The sequence below is a fragment of the Mesorhizobium sp. ES1-6 genome, assembly GCF_020164775.1.
Classification (GTDB): Bacteria; Pseudomonadota; Alphaproteobacteria; order Rhizobiales; family Rhizobiaceae; genus Mesorhizobium.
This window is the reverse complement of record NZ_JAIUGU010000015.1, coordinates 37,173-60,874: the sequence shown is the minus strand read 5'-3', so window position 1 is coordinate 60,874 and position 23,702 is coordinate 37,173. Positions and strand designations below refer to the sequence as shown.

Here is a 23,702-nt window from a genome sequence, read left to right as displayed (position 1 = left end):
GCCGACTCGATTGTCTGAAGGGTAAACCTTTGCATTGTGAAATCCTCTGTTCAAAGATCGGTTTCTGATCGCATGGACAGTTTCGGCGCCGCGCCACGGCATCGTGTGATCAATCGTGCGCTGCACTGCCCGCTTTTCTCATCCGAGCACGGATTTACCTAAAACCCGCTGCGCGAAAGCCTGCTTGTTCTAGCCAAGCCGCGAGCGTCGTCTCAATTACATCGGATGTAATATTTCGCGCGATGCGCTGCGTCGGAGTGGTCTGAAGAGTGCGCATGACGGACCTCGCTCTCGAAGCCGGCTTATGGAACCTCCGCCCGCGACTCCGCGTTTCCACCGGGCATTGCCGATCGCTGAGGGGCGCCGGCGCGAGGGGGTGAGCATGAAGACCGAACCCGCTGCCTTAGCCGCAGGCGTTGCCGACGAACAGTATTCGCGTGCCGAGGCGCGCGCGAACTTGCGGCTGATCCGGTCGCTGCTGATCGGAATCTTCATTTTGGCGGTCACCGCCGCGTTCTACTTCGGCCGGGCTTTTTTCATGCCCGTCATCCTTGCCTTCCTGCTGGCGCTGACCCTGACGCCGATCGTCCGCTTCCTGCGCAAGAGCGGCATTCCCGAGGTGGTTTCGGCGACAATGCTGGTGCTCTTCTCCATCTTCGCGTTTGCCAGCGCCGGTTATCTGCTCAGCGGGCCGGTCATCGATCTGATCAACAACACCTCCTCGATCGGGCAGCAGCTCACGGAACGGCTGGCGCAGTTCAAGCGGCCGCTGGCGCGGATGATGGATCTCGCGCATCAACTGGAAGCGCTGACCGAGACCTCGCAGGAACCGGGCGTGCAGCGGGTCGCGGTGGCGCCGTCCGGCATCCTGTCGACAGCCGCCAGCAACATTCTCGACGCGGGCACCAGCATCACCATCGTTTTCGTGCTGTCGCTGTTCCTGCTTGCCTCGGGCACGCTGTTCTACGAGAAGATCATCCAGTCCTTCGCCAGCCTCAGCCAGAAGAAGCGGGCTCTTCGCGTCGTCTATGATGTCGAGCGCGAGATCTCGCACTATCTGCTCACCGTCGCCGTCATCAATGCCGGGCTGGGCGCCGTGATCGGGCTCGGCCTCTGGGGGCTCGGCATGCCCAATCCGCTGGTCTGGGGCGCGGCGGCGGCGCTGCTCAACTTCCTGCCCTATGTCGGGGCGCTGATCACCATCCTGCTGGTCGCGGTCATCGCGCTGATCAGTTTCGATTCGATCTCCTACGCGCTTCTGGCGCCCGCCTTCGTTATCCTGTGCGACATCGTCGAAGGCCAGTTCGTGACGCCGATGGTGGTCGGGCGGCGGCTCGAGATCAACGCCGTTGCGATCTTCATCGCCATCGCCTTCTGGTCATGGCTGTGGGGCTTCGTTGGCGCGCTGATGGCGGTGCCGTTGCTGGTCGTCATCAAGGTGTTCTGCGACCATTTCGAAGGCCTCAGCCATGTCGGCAATTTCCTCGCCGCGCAACATGTCACGGTCGTGGAAGAGGAAGCCAACGAACAGGATAGCAAGGCTGCCGCATAACCGTGGCAGGGTTTGCGGCGGCGGGATCGAGTGCCTATATCCGGCCGATCAGCGCCCGGTGTCTTTCCCCATGAGCGACATTCCCTTCGGCCTCGACGCCTATTTCGCCCGGATCGGCCATGCCGGTTCCAGGGGGGCTTCGCTCGACACGCTGAAGACGCTTCATTTCCTGCATCCGCAGGCTATCCCCTTCGAGAACATGGATCCGTTTCTGGGCCGCCCGGTCCGGCTGGACGCCGCCTCGCTGCAGGACAAGATCGTGCTTGCCGGACGTGGCGGCTATTGCTTCGAGCACAATCTCCTCTTCATGCATGCGCTGGAGGCGCTCGGCTTCAAGGTCGGCGGTCTTGCCGCGCGTGTGCTCTGGGGCCAGAACGAGGACGCGATCACGGCGCGCAGCCACATGCTGCTGCGCACCGAACTCGATGGACGGACCTATATAGCCGATGTCGGCTTCGGCGGCCTGACGATGACCGCCCCGCTGCTGCTCGAGCCGGGTCTCGAACAGAACACCCCGCACGAGACATTCCGCATCGTCGAAACCGGCGACCATTTCCGCCTGCAGGCCGCCATCGGCGGCGACTGGCGCTCGCTCTATCGCTTCGATCTGCAGCCGCACTATGAAGTCGACTGTTCCGTCACCAGTTATTTCCTGTCGACCAACCCGGCATCGCATTTCCTGACCTCGGTCCTGGCGGCGCGCGCGGCGCCCGACCGGCGCTACGGCTTGCGCGGCAACCGCCTGTCGATCCATCACATCGATGGCCGCACCGAACAGAGGCAGATCGCCACCGCCGCCGAACTTGCCGACACGCTGGAAGGCCAGCTCGGCATCACCATTCCCGACCGCACGGCCTTCGAGGCACGGGTGCGCGAGACGAAGATCGTGGAGACCAACATATGACCGAACTGTCCGTTCTCGACCTGGCGCCGATCGTCGAAGGCAGCGATGCCTCGCAATCGCTCGCCAATTCGCTCGACCTTGCCCGCCACGCCGAGCGGCTTGGCTACAAGCGCTACTGGCTGGCCGAGCATCACAACATGCCGGGCATTGCCAGCGCGGCAACGGCCGTCGTCATCGCCCATGTCGCCGGCGGTACCGAAACCATCCGCGTCGGCGCCGGCGGCATCATGCTGCCCAACCATGCGCCGCTGGTGATCGCGGAGCAGTTCGGCACGCTGGCCGCCTTGTTTCCAGGCCGCATCGACCTTGGCCTCGGCCGGGCTCCCGGCACGGACATGAACACAGCGCGGGCGCTGCGCCGCAATCTTGAGGCCGGCGTCGACAATTTCCCGCAGGATGTCGTCGAGCTGATGGGCTATTTTCTGCCGGCCGAGGAAGGCCAGCGCCTGCGCGCCGTGCCCGGCGAGGGCCAGACGGTGCCGATCTGGATTCTCGGGTCCAGCCTCTACGGCGCGCAACTCGCGGCGATGCTCGGCCTGCCCTACGCCTTCGCCTCGCATTTCGCGCCGGCGGAACTCGATCACGCGCTGGACATCTACCGCTCGCGCTTCCAGCCGTCGGAGCAACTCGACAAGCCGCATGTCATGCTCGGCCTCAATGTCTTTGCCGCCCCCACCGATGCCGAGGCGCGGCTGCTGTTCACCTCGCTGCAGCAGGCCTTCGTCAATCTGCGCACCGGCCGGCCCGGACGCTTGCAGCCACCCGTCGAGAATTATGACCGGGATCTCGACCCGATGGCCAGGACCATGCTCGGCCAAGCGCTGTCCTGCGCCGTCGTCGGCTCGCCCGAGACGGTCCGGCAAGGCATCGACGCCTTCGTGCGCCGCACCGGCGCCGACGAGCTGATGGTCACCGCGCAGATATTCGATCACGCCGCCCGCGTGCGCTCCTTCGAGATCCTCGCCGAGGCGCACAAATCGCTGTCGCAAGCGGCCTGAAACAGGGTCCTAGAGCTTTTGTCGAGATCAATGCTCTGCTACGTGCGGGGTATCATTCGCAACAGCGAGCCTTGCCTTGCCCCATGATCTCGATAGACGCGAGCAGTTTGCCATCGAACTGGCGCGGCGCGCCGGCGAACTCGGGCTGAAATATTTCCGCGATCTCGACAGCCTGACCATCGAGAGCAAGGGCCATCAGGACCTGGTCTCGCAGGCCGACCGCGAGGTCGAGCTGTTCATCCGCGCGGCCATCGCCGCCGACTATCCGCGGGACGGCATCGTCGGCGAGGAACACGCCTCGGTCGCCGGCGCGACCGGCTATTCCTGGGTGATCGACCCCATCGACGGCACCGCCAATTTCGTGCGCGGCATTCCGGCCTGGTGCGTGGTGATCGCTTGCGCCAGGGATGGAGAGACGGTCGTCGGCGTCATCCACGAGCCGTCGACTGGCGAGACCTTTCATGGCCGGCTCGGCGGCGGCGCCTTCGTCAATGCCAAGCCTATCAAGACGAGTGCGGCGACCAGCCTGGAAGAGGGCTCGGTGGGAACCGGGTTTTCAAACCGGGCCGAGGCCGAAAACATCGCCGTGCTGATCAAGAAAGTTCTCGCCGAAGGCGGCGTCTTCTTCCGCAACGCGTCCGGCGCCCTGATGCTTGCCTATGTCGCCTCGGGCCGCCTGCTTGGCTATGTCGAGGAACACATGAACGCCTGGGACTGCGTGGCCGGCATGCTGCTGATCGAGGAAGCCGGCGGCACGGTGCTGAAGGCGGATCCCAAGACGGTGCTGCAAAGCGGGACACAGGTCATCACGGGCGGCAAGGGTGTGTTTTCCAAGCTGCAGGAGCTGTGCTCCGGCGTCTTTTAGTCGATGCGCGGACGCCTGTTCAGGCCCTCACGCTCTGCACAACCGCAGCCAGTGGGCGGCACGAATTGCGGATCATCAGCCGGCCCTTGAGCACGAGTTTGCGCGGCGGCGCATCCCTGTTGCCGGCGAGACGGTCGAGCAGCAGATTGGCCGCCTGTTCGCCGATCGCCTGCACCGGCTGCGCCACCGTGGTCAGTTGCGGCTGGAACACATCCGACCAGGGAAAGTCGTCGAAGCAGGCGACCGAAATGTCCTCCGGACAGGACAGGCCGATGTCGCGGATCGCCTTCATGGTGCCGATCACCATCGGGTTGTTGGCCGAGAAGATCGCGCTTGGCCGGTCGTGCAGCGACAAAAGCTGCATGGTTGCGTTGTAGCCGTCGATCTCGTGGAAATTGCCGGAGCGGATCAGTTCCTCGGCCACGGGCAAGCCGGCGGCCTGGAGCGCCTCGCAATATCCGGTCATCCGGTCATGCATGGGTGAAATATCCGAGGTGCCGGTGATATAGCCGATGCGCCGGTGGCCGAGATTGACCAGATAGCTGATGGCGTCGAACACCGCGCGCTGGTTGTCGAGAACCACGGCGTCGGTGTCGACGCCCTCGCACAGGCGATCCAGCAGCACGACCGGCACATTGGCATCGGCGACGATCCGCTCGAGGATCGCGCCGTCACCGACGCGGGCCACGATCAGCCCGTCGACCATCCGGTCGAGCAGCAGCCTGATCTGGTCGTCCTGGGTATTCAGATCCTCGTCCGTGCAGCACAGCATGACGGCATAGCCGGCGCGATCGAAGGCCTGCTGGATGACCGAGACGACGGCGGTGAAGAACGGGTTGGTGATGTGCGGAACGGTCAAGCCGATGGTGCGCGTCGTCCCCATCTTCAGGCTGCGGGCGATGGCGTTGCGCTTGTAGCCGATATCGCGGATCGCCTGTTCGATGCGGGCGCTGAGTTCGGGGCTGACGGTCGCCGTGCCATTGATCAGCGCCGACACGGTGGCGACCGAGACACGCGCCGCTTCCGCCACGTGAAGCATGGTGGGCGCGGTGGATTTTCGCTGCTTTTTTCGCCCTGACCCTGTCATTTCGAAACGTTTCGTCACCCCTTTGTCACCAATACGTACGGAATCCTGTCCTTTTAGGCAAGAATCGAAATGCATCAAACTTCCGACACCTGATATCGGCTTGACACATTCGAAACGTTTAGATTAGCTTTTGTAGACGTTGACGACGACGGAAGGGAGGCCGCCATTGTCATGGAGCAGAGCAGTTCCCTTTCCTCGACGCAGGGTGCGGCATCGGATCGCTCGGATACCGTTCTGAGCGCCGAGCACATTTCCAAGAGTTTTGGCGGCATCGCCGCCCTGATCGATGTCGGCTTCGAACTGCGCCGCGGCGAGGTCCATGCGCTGATGGGCGAGAACGGCGCCGGCAAGTCGACGCTGATGAAGATCCTCTCCGGCGTCTATACCGGCTACGAAGGCACGGTCAGCATCGACGGGCGACCGGTCAGCTTCGCCGGGGTGCGCGATGCCGAGGACACGGGCATCGCCATCATCCACCAGGAACTCAATTTGGTGCCGGAGCTCAGCGTCGCCGATAACATCTTCCTCGGGCGCGAGAAGCTGATCGCGGGACTGATCGTCGACCGCAAGGCGAGCAGCCGCGCCGCAAGCGCCCTTTTGCAGCGCCTCGGCATCGAACTCGATCCGGACGCACGCGTCGGCGCCTTGCGTGTCGGCGAACAGCAACTGGTCGAGATCGCCAAGGCGCTGTCGATGTCGGCGCGAATCCTGATCATGGACGAGCCGACCTCGGCCCTGTCGCCCGCCGAATGCCAGCGGCTGTTCCGCATCATCGGCCAGCTTGCCGACAGCGGCGTCGCCATCGTCTACATCTCGCACCGCATCGACGAGGTGATGCATCTGGCCGGCCGCGTCACCGTTTTTCGCGATGGACGCCATGTGCTGACGCGGCCGATGGCCGAACTCGACGAGAATGCCATCATTTCGGCGATGGTCGGACGGGACCTGCTCGCATCCTCCCAAGACGAGCGGGATCCCGGCGGCCGTACCGTGCTTTCGGTCAGCGGTCTGTCGCTGTCGAAGCCCGACCGCCAGGGCTGGCGGCAGGTGATGGAAGGCGTCAGCTTCGATCTGGCCGCCGGAGAGATTCTGGGCATAGGCGGGTTGCTGGGCTCGGGCCGCACCGAGATCATGGAAGCGATCTTCGGCTCGAGCGGTGGCCGCGCCGGCGGCGAGATCAGGCTCGACGGCCAGCCGGTGGATATCCGTTCGCCACGTGACGCACGGCGGCTGGGCATCGCGCTCGTCACGGAGGACCGCAAGACGCAAGGCCTGCATCTGCAGGCGTCGATATCGGACAATGTGGCACTGCCGCTGGTCGGCGCGCTGGCGCGCTTCGGCATCCGCTCGCTGGCCGGCGAACAGGGGCTGGCGCGGCAGGCGGTGAAGGCGCTCGGCATACGCTGCCGCGACATCGACCAGCCGGCCGGCACGCTGTCCGGCGGCAACCAGCAAAAGGTGGTCATCGGCAAATGGCTGGCGACCAGGCCACGCGTACTTTTGCTCGACGAGCCGACGCGCGGCATCGATGTCGGCGCCAAGCGCGAGATCTACGACCTTATCTTCCGGCTTGCGAGCGATGGCCTGGCCATCGCCGTCATCAGCTCCGAGCTGCCGGAATTGCTGCATCTTTCCGACCGCATCCTGGTGATGGCTGACGGCCACCAGACAGGCATTCTTTCGCGCGGCGCGGCAAGCGAGGAGGCCATCATGCGTCTCGCCGCACCGCGCCGGACCCTATCGAGACCCGCATGACCGCACTGAAACTCCTGTCGCGCACCAAGCTCTACTGGGGCCTGATCGCCATCTTCCTGATCGGCGTGCTGGGCTCGCCGGTCAGCTCCAAGGGCAACAACATCTTCCTGTCCTATGGAAATCTGCTCGACGTGCTGCGCCAGGTGTCGACCACCGGGCTGATCGCCACCGGCATGACGGCTGTCATCATCACCGGTGGCATCGATCTTTCCGTCGGCTCGCTGATGGCCATCTGTTCGGTGGTCTGCGCCATGCTGCTGACGGTTCCGGGCGTGACGCCGGGCGTCGTGCTGGGCGTGCCGACCGTTGCCCTGGTGGCGCTGTGCCTCGGCTTCGTCGTCACCCGCTTCGTCTTCCTCAATTTGGAGAAGTCCCGCGCCGGCGCCGATGCCGTGGCCCGCGACGTCAGGCTGGACGCGGTTCGTGGCCTGGTCACGCCGGCAATCGTCGGCATCGTCCTGTGCTGCCTTTCGCTCTGGTACCTGCTGCCGCAGATCGAGCCCAAATTCGGCGTCCTCGGGGTGCTTTTGGTGGCACCTTGCGTCGGCCTGCTGTTCGGAGCCATCAACGGATTCATCATCGTCGGCGGGCGGCTGCAGCCGTTCATCGTCACGCTGGCGATGATGGTGACGGCGCTCGGCATCGCCCGGCTCACCGCCGGCCAGAACAATGCGGTGCTGCCGGTCTATACCGGCTCCAACGCCACCGCCGATTTCGAGCTGCTGCGCTCACTGGTGTTCGGCGTCATCCCGATGCCCGGCCTGTTCTTCCTCGGCGCCATCGTCATCTACGGCGCGGTGCTGCGCTTCACGCCGTTCGGCCGCTATGTCTATGCCATCGGCGGCAATGAGGAGGCGGCCAGGCTTTCCGGCATCGCCGCCGGCCGCGTCAAGATCGCCACCTATGCCATATCGGGACTGCTCGCCGGCATCGCCGCGGTGCTCTACGTGGCGCAGTACCGGCAAGGCAAGCCGGACGCCGGCGCCGGGCTGGAACTCGACGCCATCGCCGCCGTGGTCATCGGCGGCACCAGCCTGATGGGCGGGCGCGGCAGCCTGATCGGCACCTTCTGCGGCGTGCTGATCTTCGGGCTGCTCTCCAACATATTGCAGCTCCACAACATCAATTCGAACCTTCAGCTGGTGCTGAAGGGGATGATCATCATCGGCACCGTGCTCGTGCAGGAGCGCAATGCCGGCGATCTCATGGCCTATCTGCGCCTGCCCGGGGCGGCGCACAAGGAAACGGCCGCCGCGAAACGGCCGTCGCAAGAGACACCGTCTCTCAATCTCGGAGGAAACAAGAAATGAAACGACGTGACATGCTGAAGCTTGCCGCATTCGGCGCGGCCCTGCTGACCACCACGGCACTGCTCTCCACCGGCCATGCCTTCGCCCAGGACAAGAAGTGGAAGATCGGCTTCTCCCAGGTGACCACCATCGAGCCCTGGCGCGCCCAGTTCAACAAGGACATCATCGCCGAGGCCGCCAAGCATCCGGAAGTCGAGCTGATCATCACCGACGGCGAGGACAAGACCGAGAAGCAGGTCGCCGACGTCGAGAACCTGATCCGTCAGGAAGTCGACGCGCTTCTGGTGTCGCCGAAGGAATCGGCCGGCCTGACCGGTGTCGTGCAGCAGGCGATCGACGCCAAGATCCCGGTCTTCGTGCTCGACCGCAATGTCGATACCAAGGACTACACGCAGTTCGTCGGCGGCGACAATGCGCTGATCGGCCGCGCGGCCGGTGAATATGCCGTCGAACTGCTCGGCGGCAAGGGCAAGGCGGCGGGCAATGTCGTCGAGATCTGGGGCGGCATGGGCACCCAGCCGGCGCATGACCGCCATGACGGCTTCCATGAATTCACCGACAAGGAACCGGGCATCAAATACCTGCTCGACCAGCAATCGGGCGACTGGAAGCAGGACCAGGCCTACAATCTGATGGCCAACGCGCTGAAGACCAACGAGAAGATCGATCTCGTCTACGGCCACAACGACCCGATGGCGTACGGCGCCTATCTCGCCGCCAAGGATGTCGGCCGCGAGAAGGACATCAAGTTCATCGGCATCGACGGCCTGCCCAACGAAGGCGTGCAGATGGTGAACAAGGGCGAACTGACGGCGACCTTCACCTATGTCACCCCAGGTGCTGAAGGCCTGCGCCAGGCGATCAAGTTCCTCAATGGCGAGAAGGTGGAGAAGACCATCACCTTGCCAACCGAGAAGATCACCAAGGAAAACGCCGCCCAGGTGCTGAAGGACAACGGGCTCTGAGACGATACGATACCGCCGGGCGCTGATCGGCGTCCGGCGGTATCGATCTATGCCAGCTTCGCCAGCAGCTTCATGAAAGTGGCGATCTCCTTGGCCGAGAGCGGCGCCAGGGTCTCCTGCGTGATCTCGCGGGCCAGCGGTATCAGGCGCTCGATCGCGTCGCGGCCCTCCGGCGTCAGATTCACCAGCAGCCGCCTTTTGTCGACCTCATGCCTGGAAAGCTCGACCAGGCCACGCGCCTTCAGCCGGTCGATGACGCCTTTCACCGTCGCCGCGTCCATGGCAATCAGCGTGCCGAGCTGGTTCTGCGAGGTCTCGCCAACGTCGCGCAATTTGGCGAGCGCGGCGAATTGCGGCGGCGTCAGATCACCGATGCGGGCGGCGAAGATCGAAACATGGCGCTGATGCGCCTTGCGCAGGATGAAGCCGACCTGCTCCTGCAGGAGGTAGTCGTGATCGTCGACCTCCTCGGCCTCGACCAGCTTGAGCAGGTTGTCCTCGCCGCTCACCGCAGCCCGTCCCAGGCTTTTATCCCATCCGCCGCGAGGCCACCCATGCGATTGTGGATGCGCGGGCCGCAGGTCATGGCAAGGCAGAACAGGATCTCGTCGGGACGCGGGCCGTCGCTGATGCCGATTTCCATGGCGTCGAAATGGCTGCGCACATAGGCGGCGTTGATGTGGCCGAGCGGCACATCGAGCTTCGACCCGAAGGCGCCGACCTTCTTCGCCGACGGCACGATTGCCTTGGCATCGCCCAGCCGCTCGCGCATGGCGTAGCCGCCCGGCACATGCCACAGCGCACCATGTTCCAGTTCGCCCGCGATGCCGACGATTGCGCCCTTGCCGTAACCGTCGATCTGTTTGACGTCGCCGCCAAGCGCGGCGATGAGCTTGTCGGAGAGCAGCAGACCGAGCGGCTTCAGATCCTCCATCGCGCTTTGCAGATCCTCGACATAGCGCCCGGCGAACGGATTCCTGACCACGGCCATGGCCGCGGCACGCCGGCGCGGCACCTCAGCGACAGGCCCGCCCTCATGAAAAATTTCCTCGCTCAGCACCGCGATCTTGCGGATCGGGAATTCAGGCATGGGCAACTTCCTCCGGTTCATGCTTGTCGGGCGCGCCGAGTGCCACTGCGCCGCTGATGCGGGCCTCCCCACCCAGAAACAGCGCCGATGCGGCAATCAGGCCGCGCCGGCGAAAATCTTCGGCGACGGCAAGGCCATTGTCCAGGGCGCGTGCCACTTCATCAGGTGCAAGCGTGCCGACGGCTTGTGTCACCAGACGCGTGCCAAGATCGCTGTCTGGCGACAAGTCGCGTGCGGGAACGCGTCTGATGGCGGGATTGCCTGGCAGGTCCACCGCATTGGCGATGAGCGTCGCCGCCGCATCTGCCTCGGCGCCGGTCCGCGCCAGCACGGTGACGGCGTCGGCGATGCCGAGCGAGAAGGAGCGGCCTCGCCAGCCGCTGGTGGCAACGCCACGCACGCCATCCGCCGCGCGGATCGTGATCCGGTCGGCCATGCCGTTGCCCGTGCCGGCGACCGCCAATCCCATCGAACGGCCCTTGCCGATGTGAAGGGCGCTGTCGCCGCCATTGTTGACGTAGGCGCGATCGAGCTTGCGCCCGGCAAGCAGCGCGGCGAGCATTTCGTCGGCTACCGATCCGGCCACAGCGGCCATAGGGGTGATGAAGCATTCGGCCAGGGGCATGACGGCTGCTTCCATGCGGCGCGCCGTCGGGCCGGCAAAGGCGCGCGGCGCCAGGAAAAACGCCGGGAGGCGCAGGTCGGGAAGCTCTTCGACCAACTCCATCAGGATGGTCTGGAAGCGAGCGACGGCCTGCTCATAGGCCAGGCGGCTTTCATTCGCCTCGCCAAAGGCCTCGACGATCAGGTCGATCGGCCCATGATTAAGATGTAGCCGCTTGCCGTCCTGCAGCCAGTGCGCTTGCGGGCCTTGCATCACCCGGCCCCGTTCGAACCGGCACGGCGCAACTGTGCCAGCGGCGGCCACGGATTGCCGGCAGGCGCATCGCCGCCGCGGCGCGGATTGAGATATTCGCCGCCCTTGGCAACGATGTCTTCGACGCTGCGTATCTCGGCCTGGTAGCCGCCGAGCCTGACATAGTCGTCGCGGCGCAAGGTAAATTCGATCGGCGCCACCAAGGCCGGCGTCGGCACATAGCCGAAGGCGCCTTCCGGCACCCTGGTGACATCGACCATCAGCGTGATGCCGCCACCCGGCCAGACATAGACCGGCGCGCCGCCGACCGTCACGTAGGTCTTCAGGCCTTGCACCGAGCGGGTGAGATTGACGGGGTTTTCGGTGACGCCGGCGCGCAGCGAGCCGCCGGCGCCGCCGATGAACAGCACGGTGCACAAAGCCGGCTCGCAATTGTCCTCGATCAGATTGACGGATTTCCGCAACCGCTCCGGAAACGGCTTTTCGACCGGCTTCAGCTCGTCGTCGAGTTCGTAATAGGCGAACTGCTCGCCGGTGGTCGAAACCATCAGCAGCGACAGGCCCGGCCGTGCGCCCTTCTTGGCGTTCCATTCGCCGAGGATCGACAGCGGATCCGATATGCTGGTGCCGCCCCAGCCTAGGCCTGGCTCGGAGACCTTGAAATAGCGGCCTGGCGTCGAGCGGCGGCCGACGATCTTGATGCCGGTATCCTGCCAGCCCAGCACCTTGCCGGCCTGGTGTTCGGAGACGACGCCGGTGATGTGGTCGTCGACCACCACGACCTCGTCGACCAGTCCGCGCCATTGCGTGGCGAACATGCCGATGGTCGCCGAGCCGCAGCCGACCCGCATGCGGTGTTCGGCCTTGCCGTCGATGACAGGTGGTTTGCCGGCTTCGACGATCACCGTCGCGCCGCCGTCGATGGCGAGTTCCACCGGCTTGCGGTTGCACAAATCGAGCAGCGCATCACAGGTGGCGCGGCCCTCCGCCTTGGAGCCGCCGGTCAGATGATGCACGCCGCCCAGCGACAGCATCTGCGAGCCATATTCGCCCGTGGTGACATGGCCGATGGCCTCGCCTTGCGACCGCACCACAGCCGTCTCGGGTCCGAGATGACGGTCGGTGTCGATCTTCACCTTGACGCCGCAATAGGAGAAGATGCCTTCGGTCACCACGGTGACGAGATCGACGCCCTCGACCTCCTGGCTGACGATGAAGGGTGCGGGCTTATAGTCGGGATAGGTGGTGCCGGCGCCGATCGCCGTGACGAAGCGGCGGCCGGTGTTGACCAGTTCGCCATCCCACTGCTCGCCCTCGGCGGCAAAGGGCACCATCGCAGCCCCGGTCTCGGCCGCATGGTCGAGGATGGTCAGCGGGTCCATGCGCACGATCCGGCCGGCGACATTGCCATAGCGGTCGCAGGCGCCGGTGCGGCCGTCGGCGATGTAGCACATGACCGGACAGGCATCGCAGCGGATCTTTTCCGCCACCAGCTTTTCGCCGGGATCATGGGTTTCGAAGCGCTCGGCAAGCTCGCTCATTGGCGTGCCTCCTTGTCGCGAATGGCCGCCAAGATGCGGCTTGGCGTTGCCGGCACCTTGGTGACCAGCACGCCAGTGGCGTGACGAATGGCGTTGAGGATCGCCGGCGCCGTCGGGATCAGCACATGCTCGCCCAGGCCCTTGGCGCCGAACGGCCCTTCGGGATCGGGAACCTCGATCAGGATGGTCTCGATCGGCGGCACGTCGCCGATGGTCGGGATGAGATAGTCGTGCAAATTCTCGGTGCGGCTGGGGATGTATTCTTCCATCAGCGCCATGCCGATGCCTTGCGCTATGCCGCCTTCGATCTGGCCCTCGACCATCAGCGGATTGATCGCCTTGCCGACATCATGCGCGGCGGTGATTTTCAAGAGCTTCACCGTGCCGAGCTTGAGGTCGACCTCCAGTTCGGCGATCTGCGCGCCGTAACCATAGACGGCATAGGGCTTGCCCTGGCCCTTGGCGTCGAGGGGCAGCGTGGGCGGATCGTATGTCTCCTCGGCGCGGAAGACGAAGCCGTCGGCATCCGCATCGAGTGCGGCGAGGTCGACGCTGCGCGTCGCCTCGCCCTCGCGGATGACGATCGCCGCGCCATCCAGTCGCAGGGAAGCCTTGTCCGAGACATTGGCGAAGCGCAGGATTTTTTCGCGCAAGGCGCGGCCCGCCTTTTCGGCCGCCTTGCCGGTGACGAAAGTCTGGCGCGAGGCCGAGGTCTTGCCGGCGTCGGGGCTGATCGCCGTATCGGCGCTTTTCAGCTGGAATTTCTCCAGCGGCAGGCCGAGCGCGTCGGCGCAAATCTGGGTGATGACGGTGTTGGAGCCCTGGCCGATGTCGACGGCGCCCTGGTGCAGGATGACGGCGCCCGAGGGTGCGATGCCGACCCTAATGGTCGACGGATTGGGCAGCGAGGTGTTGCCGCAACCATACCAGCACGAAGCGACGCCGACGCCACGCTTTCTATCGATGCTGGCGCTGTTGAACGCATCGGCGTCAGCCGTCGCCCGCGCCCAGTGCGGCCGCAGGGCCTCGAGGCATTCGGCGATGCCGACGCCAGACTCCAGACGCTGTCCAGTAACCGTTTCGGAGCCGTTCCGAAGGCAGTTCGTCAGGCGAAACTCGAGCCGATCCATACCGAGCTTGCCGGCGAGCTCGTCATAAAGCGTCTCCTGCATGATCGTTGCCTGCGGCACGCCGAAGCCACGGAAGGCGCCAGCAATCGGCCCATGCGTGTGGATGGCGCGACCCTCGGCACGATAGTTGGGCGTGAGATAAGGGCCGGACGCATGCACCGGCACGCGGTTGGCCACCGTCGGACCCCAGCTTGCATAGGCGCCGGTGTTGAAATCGCCTTCGAAGACCATGCCTGTGACATGACCGTCGGCATCGGCGCCGATGGTGGCCTGCATTTCGGCGGGATGACGCTTGGTGGTCGACATCATCGATTCGTTGCGGCTGTAGGCAAGGGCGGCCGGCCGCCGGGTCTTCAGCGCCACGAGGCCTATCAGAGGCTGCAGGGAAACGTCGAGCTTGGAACCGAAGCCACCGCCAGTCGCGGTCGGCACGATGCGCACCTTGTCGACGGCAAGGCCAAGCACTTTGGCCGTATCGTCGCGGTCCATGTAGGGTGCCTGGGTGCAGGCGACGACGACCAGCGTGTCGCCGTCGAGATAGGCATAGCCGGCTTCCGGCTCGATATAGGCATGCTCAACATAGGAGGTCTCGATCGCGCCGGTCGCGGTGACGGCCGCATTGGCAAGCGCTGCCTTGGGATCGCCGCGTTCGACAAAACCCCTGGTCAACAGATTGGCCGGGCGGTTTCCGTGGATCAGCCTCGCGCCTTCGGCCTGCGCGTCGCGGGGTTGCAGCACATGCGGCAGCTCGGTCCAACGGATAGGGAAATCCGACAGATCGAGATCGGCAATCGCCTCGCGCTCGCCGGCGACCAGCGCCACCGCCTCGCCGCGAAGCCGGGCAAAGTCTTCGGCCAGCGCCGGTTGGTCGGCGAACGGACCTATGACGCCGAAACAGTTTTTTCCCGGGATGTCGGCGGCCGTGAAAACGCCCGCGATGCCTGGATGCGCCTTCGCCCAGCCATCGATGTCGCCGAAGGCGAAGCCGGCATGATAATGGGGCGAGCGGATCACCAGCACGGCAAGCGCATCGGGCGGAAAGGAATCGCCGCCGAACTTTTCGTCGCCGGTGACCTTTGGAACGCCGTCGAGCCTGACCGGTGACGCGCCAATGGCGTGGCCGGACCGGGGCAGACGGAAGTCCAGGCTGGCGGCCTGGAGGGAGGCCTCCATCACCGCCGCGATGATCTTGCGGTAGCCGGTGCATCGGCAGAGGATCCCGCCCAGCGCGTCCTGCACCTCGGTTTCGGTCGGCCTGGGTTCGGTATCCAGCAGCGCGGTGGCGGCGACCAGCAGCGCCGGCGTGCAGATGCCGCATTGCGCGGCGCCATGCGCCAGGAACGAGGCTTGCAGCGCCGACAGCCTGCCATTGGCCAGTCCTTCGACCGTCGTCACCGCGGTGCCAGCTGCCGAGGCCGCCGGCATCAGGCAGGCGCAGACGGGGTCGCCGTCGACCAGCACCGTGCAGGCGCCGCAATCGCCGGCGTCGCAGCCGACCTTCGTGCCGGTCAGCCGCAATTCGTCGCGCAATACCGAGGACAGCCGGCGCAGCGGCGGCACGCTGACAGAGACAGCGGCGCCATTGACCGCGAAGGCGATATCGGCGCGATCCATGCTCATGCAGCCACCTTGTCGTCCGTCGGCATCGATGCCGCCGCAAGCACCGCGCGCGCAACGATCTCGCGCACGGCGTCGAGCCTGTATTCGGCGCTGCCGCGCACATCGGCGATCGGCGACAGTTCCGTCATCGGCGCGGACCGGACAGCCTCGGCAAGCCCAGTGCCCACTGGCAGCCCGCGCAATGCCGCCTCGACCCCAGCAAGCCGCCTGGCTACGGCCGAGCAGGAGCCGACGGCGATCGCCGCATCCGCGACAACGCCGTTCTCGACCACCAGACGCGCCGCCACCATGGCGATGGAGATGACGAGATAACGCCGGGCGCCGAGCTTGACGAAAGCCGATGTGCCGGCGGGTTTCGGCACGCGGATGGCCGTCAGCATCTCGCCGGGCTGCAAGGCCGTACGGCGGTTGCCGAGGATGAAATCCGACAAGGGCAGATGGCGTGTCGCCGCCGCCGAGCGCAGTTCGACCTCGGCGTCGAGCACGAGCAGCCCCGGCACGCCGTCGGCGGCCGGCGAGGCATTGCAGAGATTGCCGGCGACGGAAGCAACGTTCTGGATCTGCGGCGAGCCGACCTCGCCTGCGGCCTGTTTCAGCGCGTCAAAGGCTGGCGGCAAGGGATGGCGGATGACATCGGTCCAGGTCGTGCGCGCGCCGATCACCCAATGGGTATCGGTCTCGGCGATGCCGCGCAACGCGGCGAGGCCGTTGATGTCCAGGACATTGTCGCGAAACGGCCTGCTGCCCTGCGCCGGATAGAAATCCGTGCCGCCGGCAAGGATGCGCCAGGCGCCCTCGCCAAGCAGCGCGAGCGCCTCGTCGACCGTGGTGGGTTTCGCGTAACGGGTCACGCTTTGCCTTCCCAACAAGATGGGCCTTCCCCGAAAGTGCCCGCCCAAGGCGCTTACCTCGGGACAATTCCCGGCTTTTGACCCGGAAATTCATTCGTATGCAAATGATATCAAGACGGCGGAAATTGTCAAAGCCAGAGTTTTGCTCACCGTCCTTGCCGGAACGCGGGCAACGCGATTGTTATGTCTTCGGAGGTTGACGCGGCCGGCCATCTGGTCAAGTTTCTGCGTCCGGTCGCGTCAGCGGCATCTTTCTACTGGAGCCTGATCCCAACACAGAGAAGAAGGAGGCCCCATGGCCGACGAAGCGCTTGTCGTCATCGACCTGCAGAATGATTTTTGCCCGGGCGGCGCGCTGGCCGTTACCGGCGGCGACGAGATCGTGCCGCTGGTCAATGACATGATACGGCGAACCGACCATGTCGTGCTGACACAGGACTGGCACCCCGCCGGCCATTCCAGCTTCGCCTCCAGCCACCCGGGTTCACAGCCCTATTCGACAATCGAGATGCCCTATGGTCCGCAGACTTTGTGGCCGGACCATTGCATCCAGGGTAGCCTGGGTTCGGATTTTCACTCGGGTCTGGCCTGGACCAAGGCCGAACTCGTCATCCGCAAGGGCTTTCGGCCCGCCATCGACAGCTATTCCGCCTTCTTCGAGAACGATCACGCGACGCCCACGGGGCTCGCCGGCTATCTCAGGGAGCGCGGCATCGACACGCTGACCCTGGTCGGCCTGGCGACCGATTTCTGTGTCGCCTTCTCGGCACTGGATGCGGTCAAACAGGGATTCAAGACCACGGTCAGGCTCGATGCCTGCCGTGGCATCGATCTCAACGGATCGTTCGAGACGATGCTGGCCAAAATGCGCGATGCCGGCGTGACACTCGAAGATCACACGCCGGGCTAACGACGCCGTGGGGGGCATAAAGGGATCCTTGCCGATTGCGATCGGGGCGGCCGGCGCGCTCGCCCTCGCGATGCTGTTTCCGGCAGAAGCCTTCGCGGCCGAAGAGCATGGCTTGCCAGGCGCCACGATATCGCTGTGGTGGGCGCTGCCCTTTGCCGGGCTGCTTTTGTCGATCGCCACCGGTCCACTGCTGTTCCACCATGTCTGGGAACACCATTACGGCAAGATCGCAGCCTTGTGGGCGGCGCTGGTGATCGTGCCGCTCGCGGTCGCCTTCGGTGCTCCGGCCGCAACCGAGGCGGTGCTGCACGCGCTGCTCACCGAATACATGTCGTTCATCGTGCTGCTGTTCGCGCTCTATACGATTTCAGGCGGCATCCTGCTTGCCGGCAACATCCACGGCACACCGCTGGTCAATGCAGGACTGCTGATCGTCGGAGCGCTGCTTGCCTCGGTCATCGGCACGACCGGCGCCTCGATGATCCTGATCCGGCCGATCCTGCGCGCCAACGATGCCAGGCCTTTCAATGCCCATGTCGTCATCTTCTTCATTTTCCTGGTGTCCAACATTGGCGGCTCGTTGACGCCGCTCGGCGACCCGCCGCTGTTCGTCGGCTTCCTGCGCGGCGTCGACTTCTTCTGGACAACGACGAATCTCTGGCGCGAGACGCTGTTCGTCGGCGTCGTCGTACTGGCGGTGTTCCTGGCGATCGACATCATCCTGCACCGGCGCGAGGCTGGCGCACCGAAGATCAAGGATCCGACACCCGATACGAAGGTGCGGCTGCGTGGCCTGGCCAACCTCCCGCTGCTGGCCGGTGTGATCGGCGCCATCCTGCTGTCGGCGGCCTGGAAGCCGGGCGTGAGCTTTTCCGTGTTCGGCGTCGGTCTCGAACTGCAGAACCTGGTACGCGACGCCGTCATCCTCGCGCTGGCCCTGCTGTCGCTTCCCCTTTCCTACAAGAGCCACCGCGAGGCGAACGGCTTCAACTGGGGCCCGATCGCTGAAGTGGCCAAATTGTTTGCCGGCATCTTCATCTGCATCGTGCCGGTCGTCGCCATTTTGAGAGCCGGCCATGACGGCGCGCTGGCGCCTCTGGTCGCGCTGGTGACCTCGGCGCAAGGCACGCCCAATGACCTCGCCTATTTCTGGCTGACCGGGGCGCTGTCGTCCTTCCTCGACAACGCGCCGACCTATCTGGTGTTCTTCGAGCTGGCCGGCGGCGACACTCAGCACCTGATGACCGAGTTGGCCTCGACGCTCGCCGCGATCTCGGCGGGTGCCGTGTTCATGGGCGCCAACACCTATATCGGCAACGCGCCCAACTTCATGGTCTATGCCATTGCCAGGCATCGCGGGGTGAAGATGCCGGGCTTCTTCGGCTATATGCTGTGGTCCGGGCTGGTGCTGATCCCGACCTTTTTGATCGCGGGTTTTCTGTTCTTTGGCTAGATTTATCCAACGCAATTCCGGGCGGAAGACCGCTACACACTCTTCCTGGAATGCTTCTGTCAGCCGACGCCGACATAGCGCCTGACCGCCGACGGGTCGGCACGCAGTTCCTCGACATCGACCGTTTCGCGGTTGCGGCCGTTTTCGATGAAACAAACGCGGTCGGCGACCGACAGAACGGCATCGACCCGCTGCTCGACCAGGATGGTAGACACGCCCATCTCGCGCAGCTTCGACACCGTCTCGCGGATTTTCCCGATCATCGATGGCATCAACCCTTCGGTCGGCTCGTCGAGCAAGAGCACCTGCGGCTCGAGACAAAGCGCACGCGCCATGGCCAGCATCTGCTGCTCGCCGCCCGACAGCGTGCCGGAGCGCTGCCGCAGCCGCTGACGCAGCAGCGGGAAGAGGTCGAGCACCTGCTCCTTCGTCGCCTTGCCCTTGCCGCGCGCCATCAGCCCGATCTCGATGTTCTCGGCCACCGTCATCTCGGCGAACAGCCGCCTTCCCTGCGGCACATAGGCGACGCCGGCCTTCGGCACTTCATGCGCCGGCAGGCCGGTCAATTCCTTGCCGGCAAGGCTGATCGAACCGGCACTCGCCGGAACCAGGCCCATGATCGCCTTCAGCGTCGTCGTCTTGCCGGCGCCGTTGCGGCCGAACAGGCACAGCACCTCGCCCTTGTTCAGCGCGAGGTCGAGCCCGTAGAGCACCTGGACCTCGCCATAGAAGCAATTCAGCCCCGAGATCGCCAGTGCTTCCGCCTTGCTGGTCTCCGCCTTGTTCGTTTCGATCATGGGGCGGTCCCCAGATAGGCTTCCTGCACCGCCTTGTTTTCGCGGATCGCCTCGGGCGTGCCTTCAGCCAGGATCTTGCCGGCGTTGAAGACCGTGATGCGGTCGGCAAGCTGCATGACGACCGGCATGTTGTGCTCGATCAGAAGGACGGTGGCACTCTTGGCGATATCGCGCACGAGTTCGATGAAATTATCGATCTCGCCATCGGCCAGGCCTTGCGTCGGCTCGTCGAGGATCAGCAGGCGCGGCTTCAACGCCAGGCCCATCGCCACTTCCAGCAACCGCTGATGGCCGTAGGACAATTGCCCGGCCGGCATATGAGCGCGGTCGGCCAGCCCTGTACGTTCGAGCGCCGACATGACGCCCGCGCGCAATGCATCCTTCGAGCGGATGTCGCTCAGTGTGAGCTGCACCGGCAGCGCAACATTGTCATATACGCTGAGGTTGGCGAAGACACTGGTGATCTGGAAGGTGTAGGCAATGCCCCGTCGGACCCTGACATAGGTCGGCAGACCGGTGATATCGGCGCCGTCGAAGACGATCGTTCCCGAAGATGGCTGGATGCGGCCGCTGATCAGGCTGACGAAGGTGGTCTTCCCCGCCCCGTTGGGGCCAATGACGGCGCGAATTTCGCCGGGCATCAAGGCGAAGTCGACATTGTCGACGGCGCGCAGGCCGCCGAAGTCGCGCGACAGGCCCTTGGTGGTCAAAAGCGGTGTCATGGCAGCCATCCGAGCCAGCGCTGGCGGATGGTGCCGAGAATCCCTTTGGGAAAAAACAGCACCAGCAGGATCAGCGCGATGCCGACGATCAGCAGATAGGCCGATGTGTAGCCGCTGGTGAGGTCGATGACATAGTACATGAACAGCGTGCCGATCAGCGGTCCGAGCGTTGTGGCGGCACCGCCGAGCAAGACCCACAGCAGCGGCAGGATCGAATATTGCACCGAAGCGAAGCTCGATCCGACATAGCCGAACAGCAGCGCGTAGGCGGCCCCCGAGGCCGCGCAGATCGTGCCGGAGACGACCACGGCGGCCAGCTTGTTCGAGAACGTGTCGTAGCCCAGCATCCTCGTGCGTTCTTCGTTTTCACGGATGGCGACCAGCACGCGGCCATAGCGGGAGCGGACGACGGCAAGCGTGATCAGCAGCACGAGCGAGAACAACCCGAGTGCCGTCATGTAGCGCATGGTCGGATTGGTGAGATCGAGCGACGTCGCGCCGAAGGTAAGGACACGCGCCGGCTGCGGCACGACCTGGCCTTGATCACCGCCGGTCCACGCCGCGAAATAGAGGATGGCGAGGTAGAAGACCTGGGCGAACATCATGGTGACGATCATGAAGGCGACACCCGTGGTGCGCAGTGCCAGCAGGCCGATGATCAGGGCGAGAGCGGCGCCGCAGGCGAGACCAGCGGCGAATGCCGCCGGCACGCCCCAGCCCAACTGGATGATGGCAAGCCCGGCGCCATAGAGCCCGGCGCCGAAGAACATGGCGTGGCCGAGGCTGAGCAGGCCGACATAGCCGAACAGCATGTTGTAGCCCATGGCAAAGACCGCCAGCACCATGATGCGGGCCAGCAGGCCATGATAGTATTCCGGCAGGACGAAGCTCAGCACGAAGAGCAGGGCGATGACGCCGAGATGGAGCGCGTAGGCCTTTGCCGGCGAAGCTTCGCTCATCGCGCTGCCGTCCCGAACAGGCCTTGCGGGCGGAACACCAGCACCATGGCGACCAGCAGCGTGGCGATGATCTTGGCCAAGGTCGGCGAGAAGAACATCGAGATGATGCCGTCGGACAGGCCGATCAGCACGGCGGCGACGACGGTGCCGCGCAGCGAGCCCAGCCCGCCGATGATGACGACGATGAAGGAAAGCAGCAGCGGATCCTGTCCCATCAGATAATGCGCCTGGCTGATCGGCACGATCAGCACCGCGGCGATGGCCGCCAGCATGGCGCCGAGCGCGAAGACGCCGCCATAGACGCGGCCGACTGGGATGCCGAAGGCCTGCGCCGTCTCGCTGTCATACTGCGTGGCGCGCATGATCAGGCCGATTTTCGTGCGCGTCAGCACCAGCCATGTCGCGATCAGCAGCAGCGCGGAGGCGGCGATGATCGACAGCTTGTAGCCGGAATAGCCGAACCACGGCAGAAGGATGCGGTAGCTGAAGGGCGGCTCGACGGGCCGCGCTTCAGGACCATAGAAGGTTAGCGCCAGCTGCTGGATGATGTAGAGCATGCCGATCGTGGCGACGATGGTGCCTTCAGGATTGTAATTGAGCCGGCGCAGCACCAGCCGCTCGGCGACCAGCGCGATGGCGCCGACGATCAGCGGTGCGATCACCAGCGCCGCCAGGAAACCGAGTGCCGGGTGGCCCGAGATCGCCGTGGTGATCGCCCAGGCAAGCACGGCACCGAGCATGAAGAATTCGCCATGGGCGACGTTGACGACACGCATGACGCCGAACACCAGCGACAAGCCCAGCGCCGTCAGCGCCAACACGGCAGACGTGACGAGGCCTTCGAGGGTTGCCAGGAGGAGATGGGGTCCGAAGTGCATTGATTACACGCTTGAGAGGGCGGCACGAAGCTCCTCCCTCTGCCCTGCCGATTCCGGCAAGACAGAGGGGGGTGCCTTGGCGCTCACGCTCGGAGAATGGCCAAGCTCACAGTGCCTGCGTCGTGTAATCGCCTTCGGCCTCGTAGAGCCCGTCCTCGATCTTGGTCTTGTGGACGACCTTGAGCTTGCCGCCTTCGACCTTGGAGATGTTCTGGATGCCGAAGCACTGGTGGATCTTGCCGTTGAAGGTTTTGGCACCTTGCGGATGCTCCGGCCCTTCGGCGAATTCCTTCAGCGCCTCGGTCGCCTCGACCAGCTTGGCGCGGTCTTCCGGTCCCTTGTAGCCGGCATCCTCCATCGCCTTCTTCACGACGTAGAGCGTTTCCCAGCAGCCGAACATATGCGCGGCGGTGGAGACGTCCTTGGGATCGCCGACGGCGGCGCCATTGTCGTCGATGCCGACCGCGGCGCGATAGGCTTTCTGCGCTTCGGTGTCATCGGCCTGGGCGTAGCGCGGCGAGCCTTCCCAGAAATGGCTGCCGTCGAGGAATTCCAGCCCAGGGCTGTTGATGTCGACGGCTTCCAGCGAATCGATGAAGCCGAACAGCTGCGGCCGGTTCGAGCCGTAGAACTCGCCGAGTTCCTTGACGAAGGTGAGCACCGCCGGCCCTACCATGACGTGATAGATGACCTCGGTCTCGGTCGGGATCTGCGGGAAATATTTGGTGAAGGAGGATTCCGTCGGCGGAATGGCGATCTGCGCGATCACCTCGGCGCCCTGCGCCTTCAGTGCCGGCGGCAGGTAGTCGCGATGGTCATAGCCGAAGGCGAAATCCGGGAATATCTGCGTCACCTTCTTGCCGGCATTGGCCGCGATCCACGGCGCCATCGACTGGATCTGGCTCTTCACGTCGGTGATGCCGGGCTGGAAGACGTAGCGGTTCAGCTTGGTCGAGGCGACATGGTGGCCTTCGCTGACGACGAAATAGGGCATCTTGGCTTCGCCGGCGGCGGGCGCCGAGCCGATGACGACGTGCGAGAACAGCGTGCCGAAGACGATGTCGGTCTTATGCTGGGTGGCGAACTTGCCGACCACCTCAGCGCCACGGCCGGGGTCCGTGCCGTCATCCTCGATGATCACCTCGACCTGGCGGCCGTTGATGCCGCCGGCGGCGTTGATCGCCTTGATCGCGGCAGCGGTCGTCTTCTCGTACCAGCGGCCATAGGCGGCGCCGATGCCGGTGCGGTGCGACTGGAAACCGATCTTGATCGGCGCCGAGCTTTGGGCCTGGGAGTAGCGGACGAAGCCGGGCGCCACGGCAAGGCCGGCACCTGCCGCGAGTCCCTTCAGTGCGGTGCGACGAGTGAAGCCTGACTTGGAGAGGTCGAAAAATCCGTTCTTGTCAGTCACGTTCGTTCCCCTGTTTTTGCGTTTTGA

At 64.7% G+C, this 23,702-nt stretch carries 21 protein-coding genes; 9 read left to right on the top strand and 12 right to left on the bottom strand.

Annotated features, from left to right (window positions below):
• The first annotated feature begins 382 nt into the window (after positions 1–382).
• The 4 genes from LB564_RS27540 to LB564_RS27525 all read left to right on the top strand — a co-directional run bounded on the left by LB564_RS27540 (position 383) and on the right by LB564_RS27525 (position 4,319).
• Positions 383–1,552 (top strand): AI-2E family transporter, encoded by a 1,170-nt coding sequence (locus LB564_RS27540; protein ID WP_224542348.1) that lies wholly within the window; start codon positions 383–385, stop codon positions 1,550–1,552.
• A 70-nt stretch (positions 1,553–1,622) separates the two neighbouring features.
• Positions 1,623–2,456: an arylamine N-acetyltransferase family protein gene (locus LB564_RS27535; protein WP_224542347.1), complete on the top strand. Its 834-nt coding sequence runs from the start codon at positions 1,623–1,625 to the stop codon at positions 2,454–2,456.
• Positions 2,453–3,454, top strand: coding sequence for an LLM class flavin-dependent oxidoreductase (locus LB564_RS27530; RefSeq protein ID WP_224542346.1), 1,002 nt, complete (start codon positions 2,453–2,455; stop codon positions 3,452–3,454). The genes LB564_RS27535 and LB564_RS27530 overlap by 4 nt, the downstream gene beginning before the upstream one ends.
• A gap of 76 nt (positions 3,455–3,530) precedes the next feature.
• On the top strand, positions 3,531–4,319 hold the full coding sequence (locus LB564_RS27525) for an inositol monophosphatase family protein (RefSeq protein ID WP_224542345.1): 789 nt from the start codon (positions 3,531–3,533) through the stop codon (positions 4,317–4,319).
• A gap of 19 nt (positions 4,320–4,338) precedes the next feature.
• Here the strand turns inward: LB564_RS27525 and LB564_RS27520 are convergent, their stop codons facing one another.
• Positions 4,339–5,358, bottom strand: a complete 1,020-nt coding sequence (locus LB564_RS27520) for a LacI family DNA-binding transcriptional regulator (RefSeq protein ID WP_224542344.1) — start codon at positions 5,356–5,358, stop codon at positions 4,339–4,341.
• A 219-nt stretch (positions 5,359–5,577) separates the two neighbouring features.
• On the opposite strand from LB564_RS27520, the gene LB564_RS27515 reads away from it, so the two are divergent.
• From LB564_RS27515 to LB564_RS27505, 3 genes are read left to right on the top strand one after another with little or no spacing between them, the layout of a single operon-like run.
• Complete coding sequence (locus LB564_RS27515; RefSeq protein WP_224542343.1) at positions 5,578–7,161, top strand: sugar ABC transporter ATP-binding protein; 1,584 nt, start codon at positions 5,578–5,580, stop codon at positions 7,159–7,161.
• Complete coding sequence (locus tag LB564_RS27510; protein WP_224542342.1) at positions 7,158–8,471, top strand: ABC transporter permease; 1,314 nt, start codon at positions 7,158–7,160, stop codon at positions 8,469–8,471. The genes LB564_RS27515 and LB564_RS27510 overlap by 4 nt, the downstream gene beginning before the upstream one ends.
• Complete coding sequence (locus LB564_RS27505; protein WP_140703079.1) at positions 8,468–9,436, top strand: substrate-binding domain-containing protein; 969 nt, start codon at positions 8,468–8,470, stop codon at positions 9,434–9,436. Before LB564_RS27510 ends, LB564_RS27505 begins: the two co-directional genes overlap by 4 nt.
• Before the next feature lie 47 nt (positions 9,437–9,483).
• On the opposite strand, the gene LB564_RS27500 is transcribed toward LB564_RS27505, so the two are convergent.
• The 6 genes from LB564_RS27500 to LB564_RS27475 are packed head-to-tail and all read right to left on the bottom strand — an operon-like array spanning position 9,484 to position 16,545.
• Positions 9,484–9,945, bottom strand: a complete 462-nt coding sequence (locus tag LB564_RS27500) for a MarR family winged helix-turn-helix transcriptional regulator (RefSeq protein ID WP_224542341.1) — start codon at positions 9,943–9,945, stop codon at positions 9,484–9,486.
• Complete coding sequence (locus LB564_RS27495; RefSeq protein WP_224542340.1) at positions 9,942–10,526, bottom strand: amino acid synthesis family protein; 585 nt, start codon at positions 10,524–10,526, stop codon at positions 9,942–9,944. Before LB564_RS27495 ends, LB564_RS27500 begins: the two co-directional genes overlap by 4 nt.
• The gene (locus LB564_RS27490) at positions 10,519–11,403 is read right to left on the bottom strand and encodes a UPF0280 family protein (protein ID WP_224542339.1); all 885 of its coding nucleotides are present in this window, start codon (positions 11,401–11,403) and stop codon (positions 10,519–10,521) included. Before LB564_RS27490 ends, LB564_RS27495 begins: the two co-directional genes overlap by 8 nt.
• Positions 11,403–12,944, bottom strand: coding sequence for a 6-hydroxynicotinate reductase (locus tag LB564_RS27485; protein WP_224542338.1), 1,542 nt, complete (start codon positions 12,942–12,944; stop codon positions 11,403–11,405). The genes LB564_RS27490 and LB564_RS27485 overlap by 1 nt, the downstream gene beginning before the upstream one ends.
• Positions 12,941–15,694 carry a molybdopterin-dependent oxidoreductase gene (locus LB564_RS27480; RefSeq protein WP_411910216.1) on the bottom strand — a complete coding sequence of 918 codons (2,754 nt, stop codon included), beginning with the start codon at positions 15,692–15,694 and terminating at the stop codon, positions 12,941–12,943. Before LB564_RS27480 ends, LB564_RS27485 begins: the two co-directional genes overlap by 4 nt.
• The gene (locus tag LB564_RS27475) at positions 15,691–16,545 is read right to left on the bottom strand and encodes an FAD binding domain-containing protein (RefSeq protein WP_224542337.1); all 855 of its coding nucleotides are present in this window, start codon (positions 16,543–16,545) and stop codon (positions 15,691–15,693) included. Before LB564_RS27475 ends, LB564_RS27480 begins: the two co-directional genes overlap by 4 nt.
• Positions 16,546–16,840: 295 nt before the next feature.
• Here LB564_RS27475 and pncA point away from each other — a divergent pair, with 295 nt between their 5' ends.
• Positions 16,841–17,455 carry a bifunctional nicotinamidase/pyrazinamidase gene (gene pncA / locus LB564_RS27470; RefSeq protein ID WP_224542336.1) on the top strand — a complete coding sequence of 205 codons (615 nt, stop codon included), beginning with the start codon at positions 16,841–16,843 and terminating at the stop codon, positions 17,453–17,455.
• A 70-nt stretch (positions 17,456–17,525) separates the two neighbouring features.
• Positions 17,526–18,908 (top strand): sodium:proton antiporter, encoded by a 1,383-nt coding sequence (locus LB564_RS27465; RefSeq protein ID WP_224542418.1) that lies wholly within the window; start codon positions 17,526–17,528, stop codon positions 18,906–18,908.
• Between the two features lie 59 nt (positions 18,909–18,967).
• On the opposite strand, the gene LB564_RS27460 is transcribed toward LB564_RS27465, so the two are convergent.
• The 5 genes from LB564_RS27460 to LB564_RS27440 form a co-directional block, all read right to left on the bottom strand.
• On the bottom strand, positions 18,968–19,705 hold the full coding sequence (locus LB564_RS27460; protein ID WP_224542335.1) for an ABC transporter ATP-binding protein: 738 nt from the start codon (positions 19,703–19,705) through the stop codon (positions 18,968–18,970).
• Entirely contained in the window at positions 19,702–20,427 is a 726-nt protein-coding gene (locus tag LB564_RS27455; RefSeq protein ID WP_224542334.1) for an ABC transporter ATP-binding protein, read from the bottom strand. Before LB564_RS27455 ends, LB564_RS27460 begins: the two co-directional genes overlap by 4 nt.
• Entirely contained in the window at positions 20,424–21,386 is a 963-nt protein-coding gene (locus tag LB564_RS27450) for a branched-chain amino acid ABC transporter permease (protein ID WP_224542333.1), read from the bottom strand. The genes LB564_RS27455 and LB564_RS27450 overlap by 4 nt, the downstream gene beginning before the upstream one ends.
• Positions 21,383–22,264, bottom strand: coding sequence for a branched-chain amino acid ABC transporter permease (locus LB564_RS27445; protein ID WP_224542332.1), 882 nt, complete (start codon positions 22,262–22,264; stop codon positions 21,383–21,385). Before LB564_RS27445 ends, LB564_RS27450 begins: the two co-directional genes overlap by 4 nt.
• A gap of 106 nt (positions 22,265–22,370) precedes the next feature.
• Positions 22,371–23,675 (bottom strand): ABC transporter substrate-binding protein, encoded by a 1,305-nt coding sequence (locus LB564_RS27440; RefSeq protein ID WP_224542331.1) that lies wholly within the window; start codon positions 23,673–23,675, stop codon positions 22,371–22,373.
• Between the last annotated feature and the right edge of the window lie 27 nt (positions 23,676–23,702).

Coding starts and splice junctions, on each gene's coding strand:
- pncA (WP_224542336.1), top strand. CDS start 16,841: ATGGCCGACGAAGCGCTTGTCGTCATCGACCTGCAGAATGATTTTTGC.
- LB564_RS27495 (WP_224542340.1), bottom strand. CDS start 10,526: ATGCCTGAATTCCCGATCCGCAAGATCGCGGTGCTGAGCGAGGAAATT.
- LB564_RS27480 (WP_411910216.1), bottom strand. CDS start 15,694: ATGAGCATGGATCGCGCCGATATCGCCTTCGCGGTCAATGGCGCCGCT.
- LB564_RS27530 (WP_224542346.1), top strand. CDS start 2,453: ATGACCGAACTGTCCGTTCTCGACCTGGCGCCGATCGTCGAAGGCAGC.
- LB564_RS27460 (WP_224542335.1), bottom strand. CDS start 19,705: ATGATCGAAACGAACAAGGCGGAGACCAGCAAGGCGGAAGCACTGGCG.
- LB564_RS27490 (WP_224542339.1), bottom strand. CDS start 11,403: ATGCAAGGCCCGCAAGCGCACTGGCTGCAGGACGGCAAGCGGCTACAT.
- LB564_RS27505 (WP_140703079.1), top strand. CDS start 8,468: ATGAAACGACGTGACATGCTGAAGCTTGCCGCATTCGGCGCGGCCCTG.
- LB564_RS27485 (WP_224542338.1), bottom strand. CDS start 12,944: ATGAGCGAGCTTGCCGAGCGCTTCGAAACCCATGATCCCGGCGAAAAG.
- LB564_RS27535 (WP_224542347.1), top strand. CDS start 1,623: ATGAGCGACATTCCCTTCGGCCTCGACGCCTATTTCGCCCGGATCGGC.
- LB564_RS27540 (WP_224542348.1), top strand. CDS start 383: ATGAAGACCGAACCCGCTGCCTTAGCCGCAGGCGTTGCCGACGAACAG.
- LB564_RS27445 (WP_224542332.1), bottom strand. CDS start 22,264: ATGCACTTCGGACCCCATCTCCTCCTGGCAACCCTCGAAGGCCTCGTC.
- LB564_RS27450 (WP_224542333.1), bottom strand. CDS start 21,386: ATGAGCGAAGCTTCGCCGGCAAAGGCCTACGCGCTCCATCTCGGCGTC.
- LB564_RS27520 (WP_224542344.1), bottom strand. CDS start 5,358: ATGCTTCACGTGGCGGAAGCGGCGCGTGTCTCGGTCGCCACCGTGTCG.
- LB564_RS27510 (WP_224542342.1), top strand. CDS start 7,158: ATGACCGCACTGAAACTCCTGTCGCGCACCAAGCTCTACTGGGGCCTG.
- LB564_RS27455 (WP_224542334.1), bottom strand. CDS start 20,427: ATGACACCGCTTTTGACCACCAAGGGCCTGTCGCGCGACTTCGGCGGC.
- LB564_RS27515 (WP_224542343.1), top strand. CDS start 5,578: ATGGAGCAGAGCAGTTCCCTTTCCTCGACGCAGGGTGCGGCATCGGAT.
- LB564_RS27465 (WP_224542418.1), top strand. CDS start 17,526: ATGCTGTTTCCGGCAGAAGCCTTCGCGGCCGAAGAGCATGGCTTGCCA.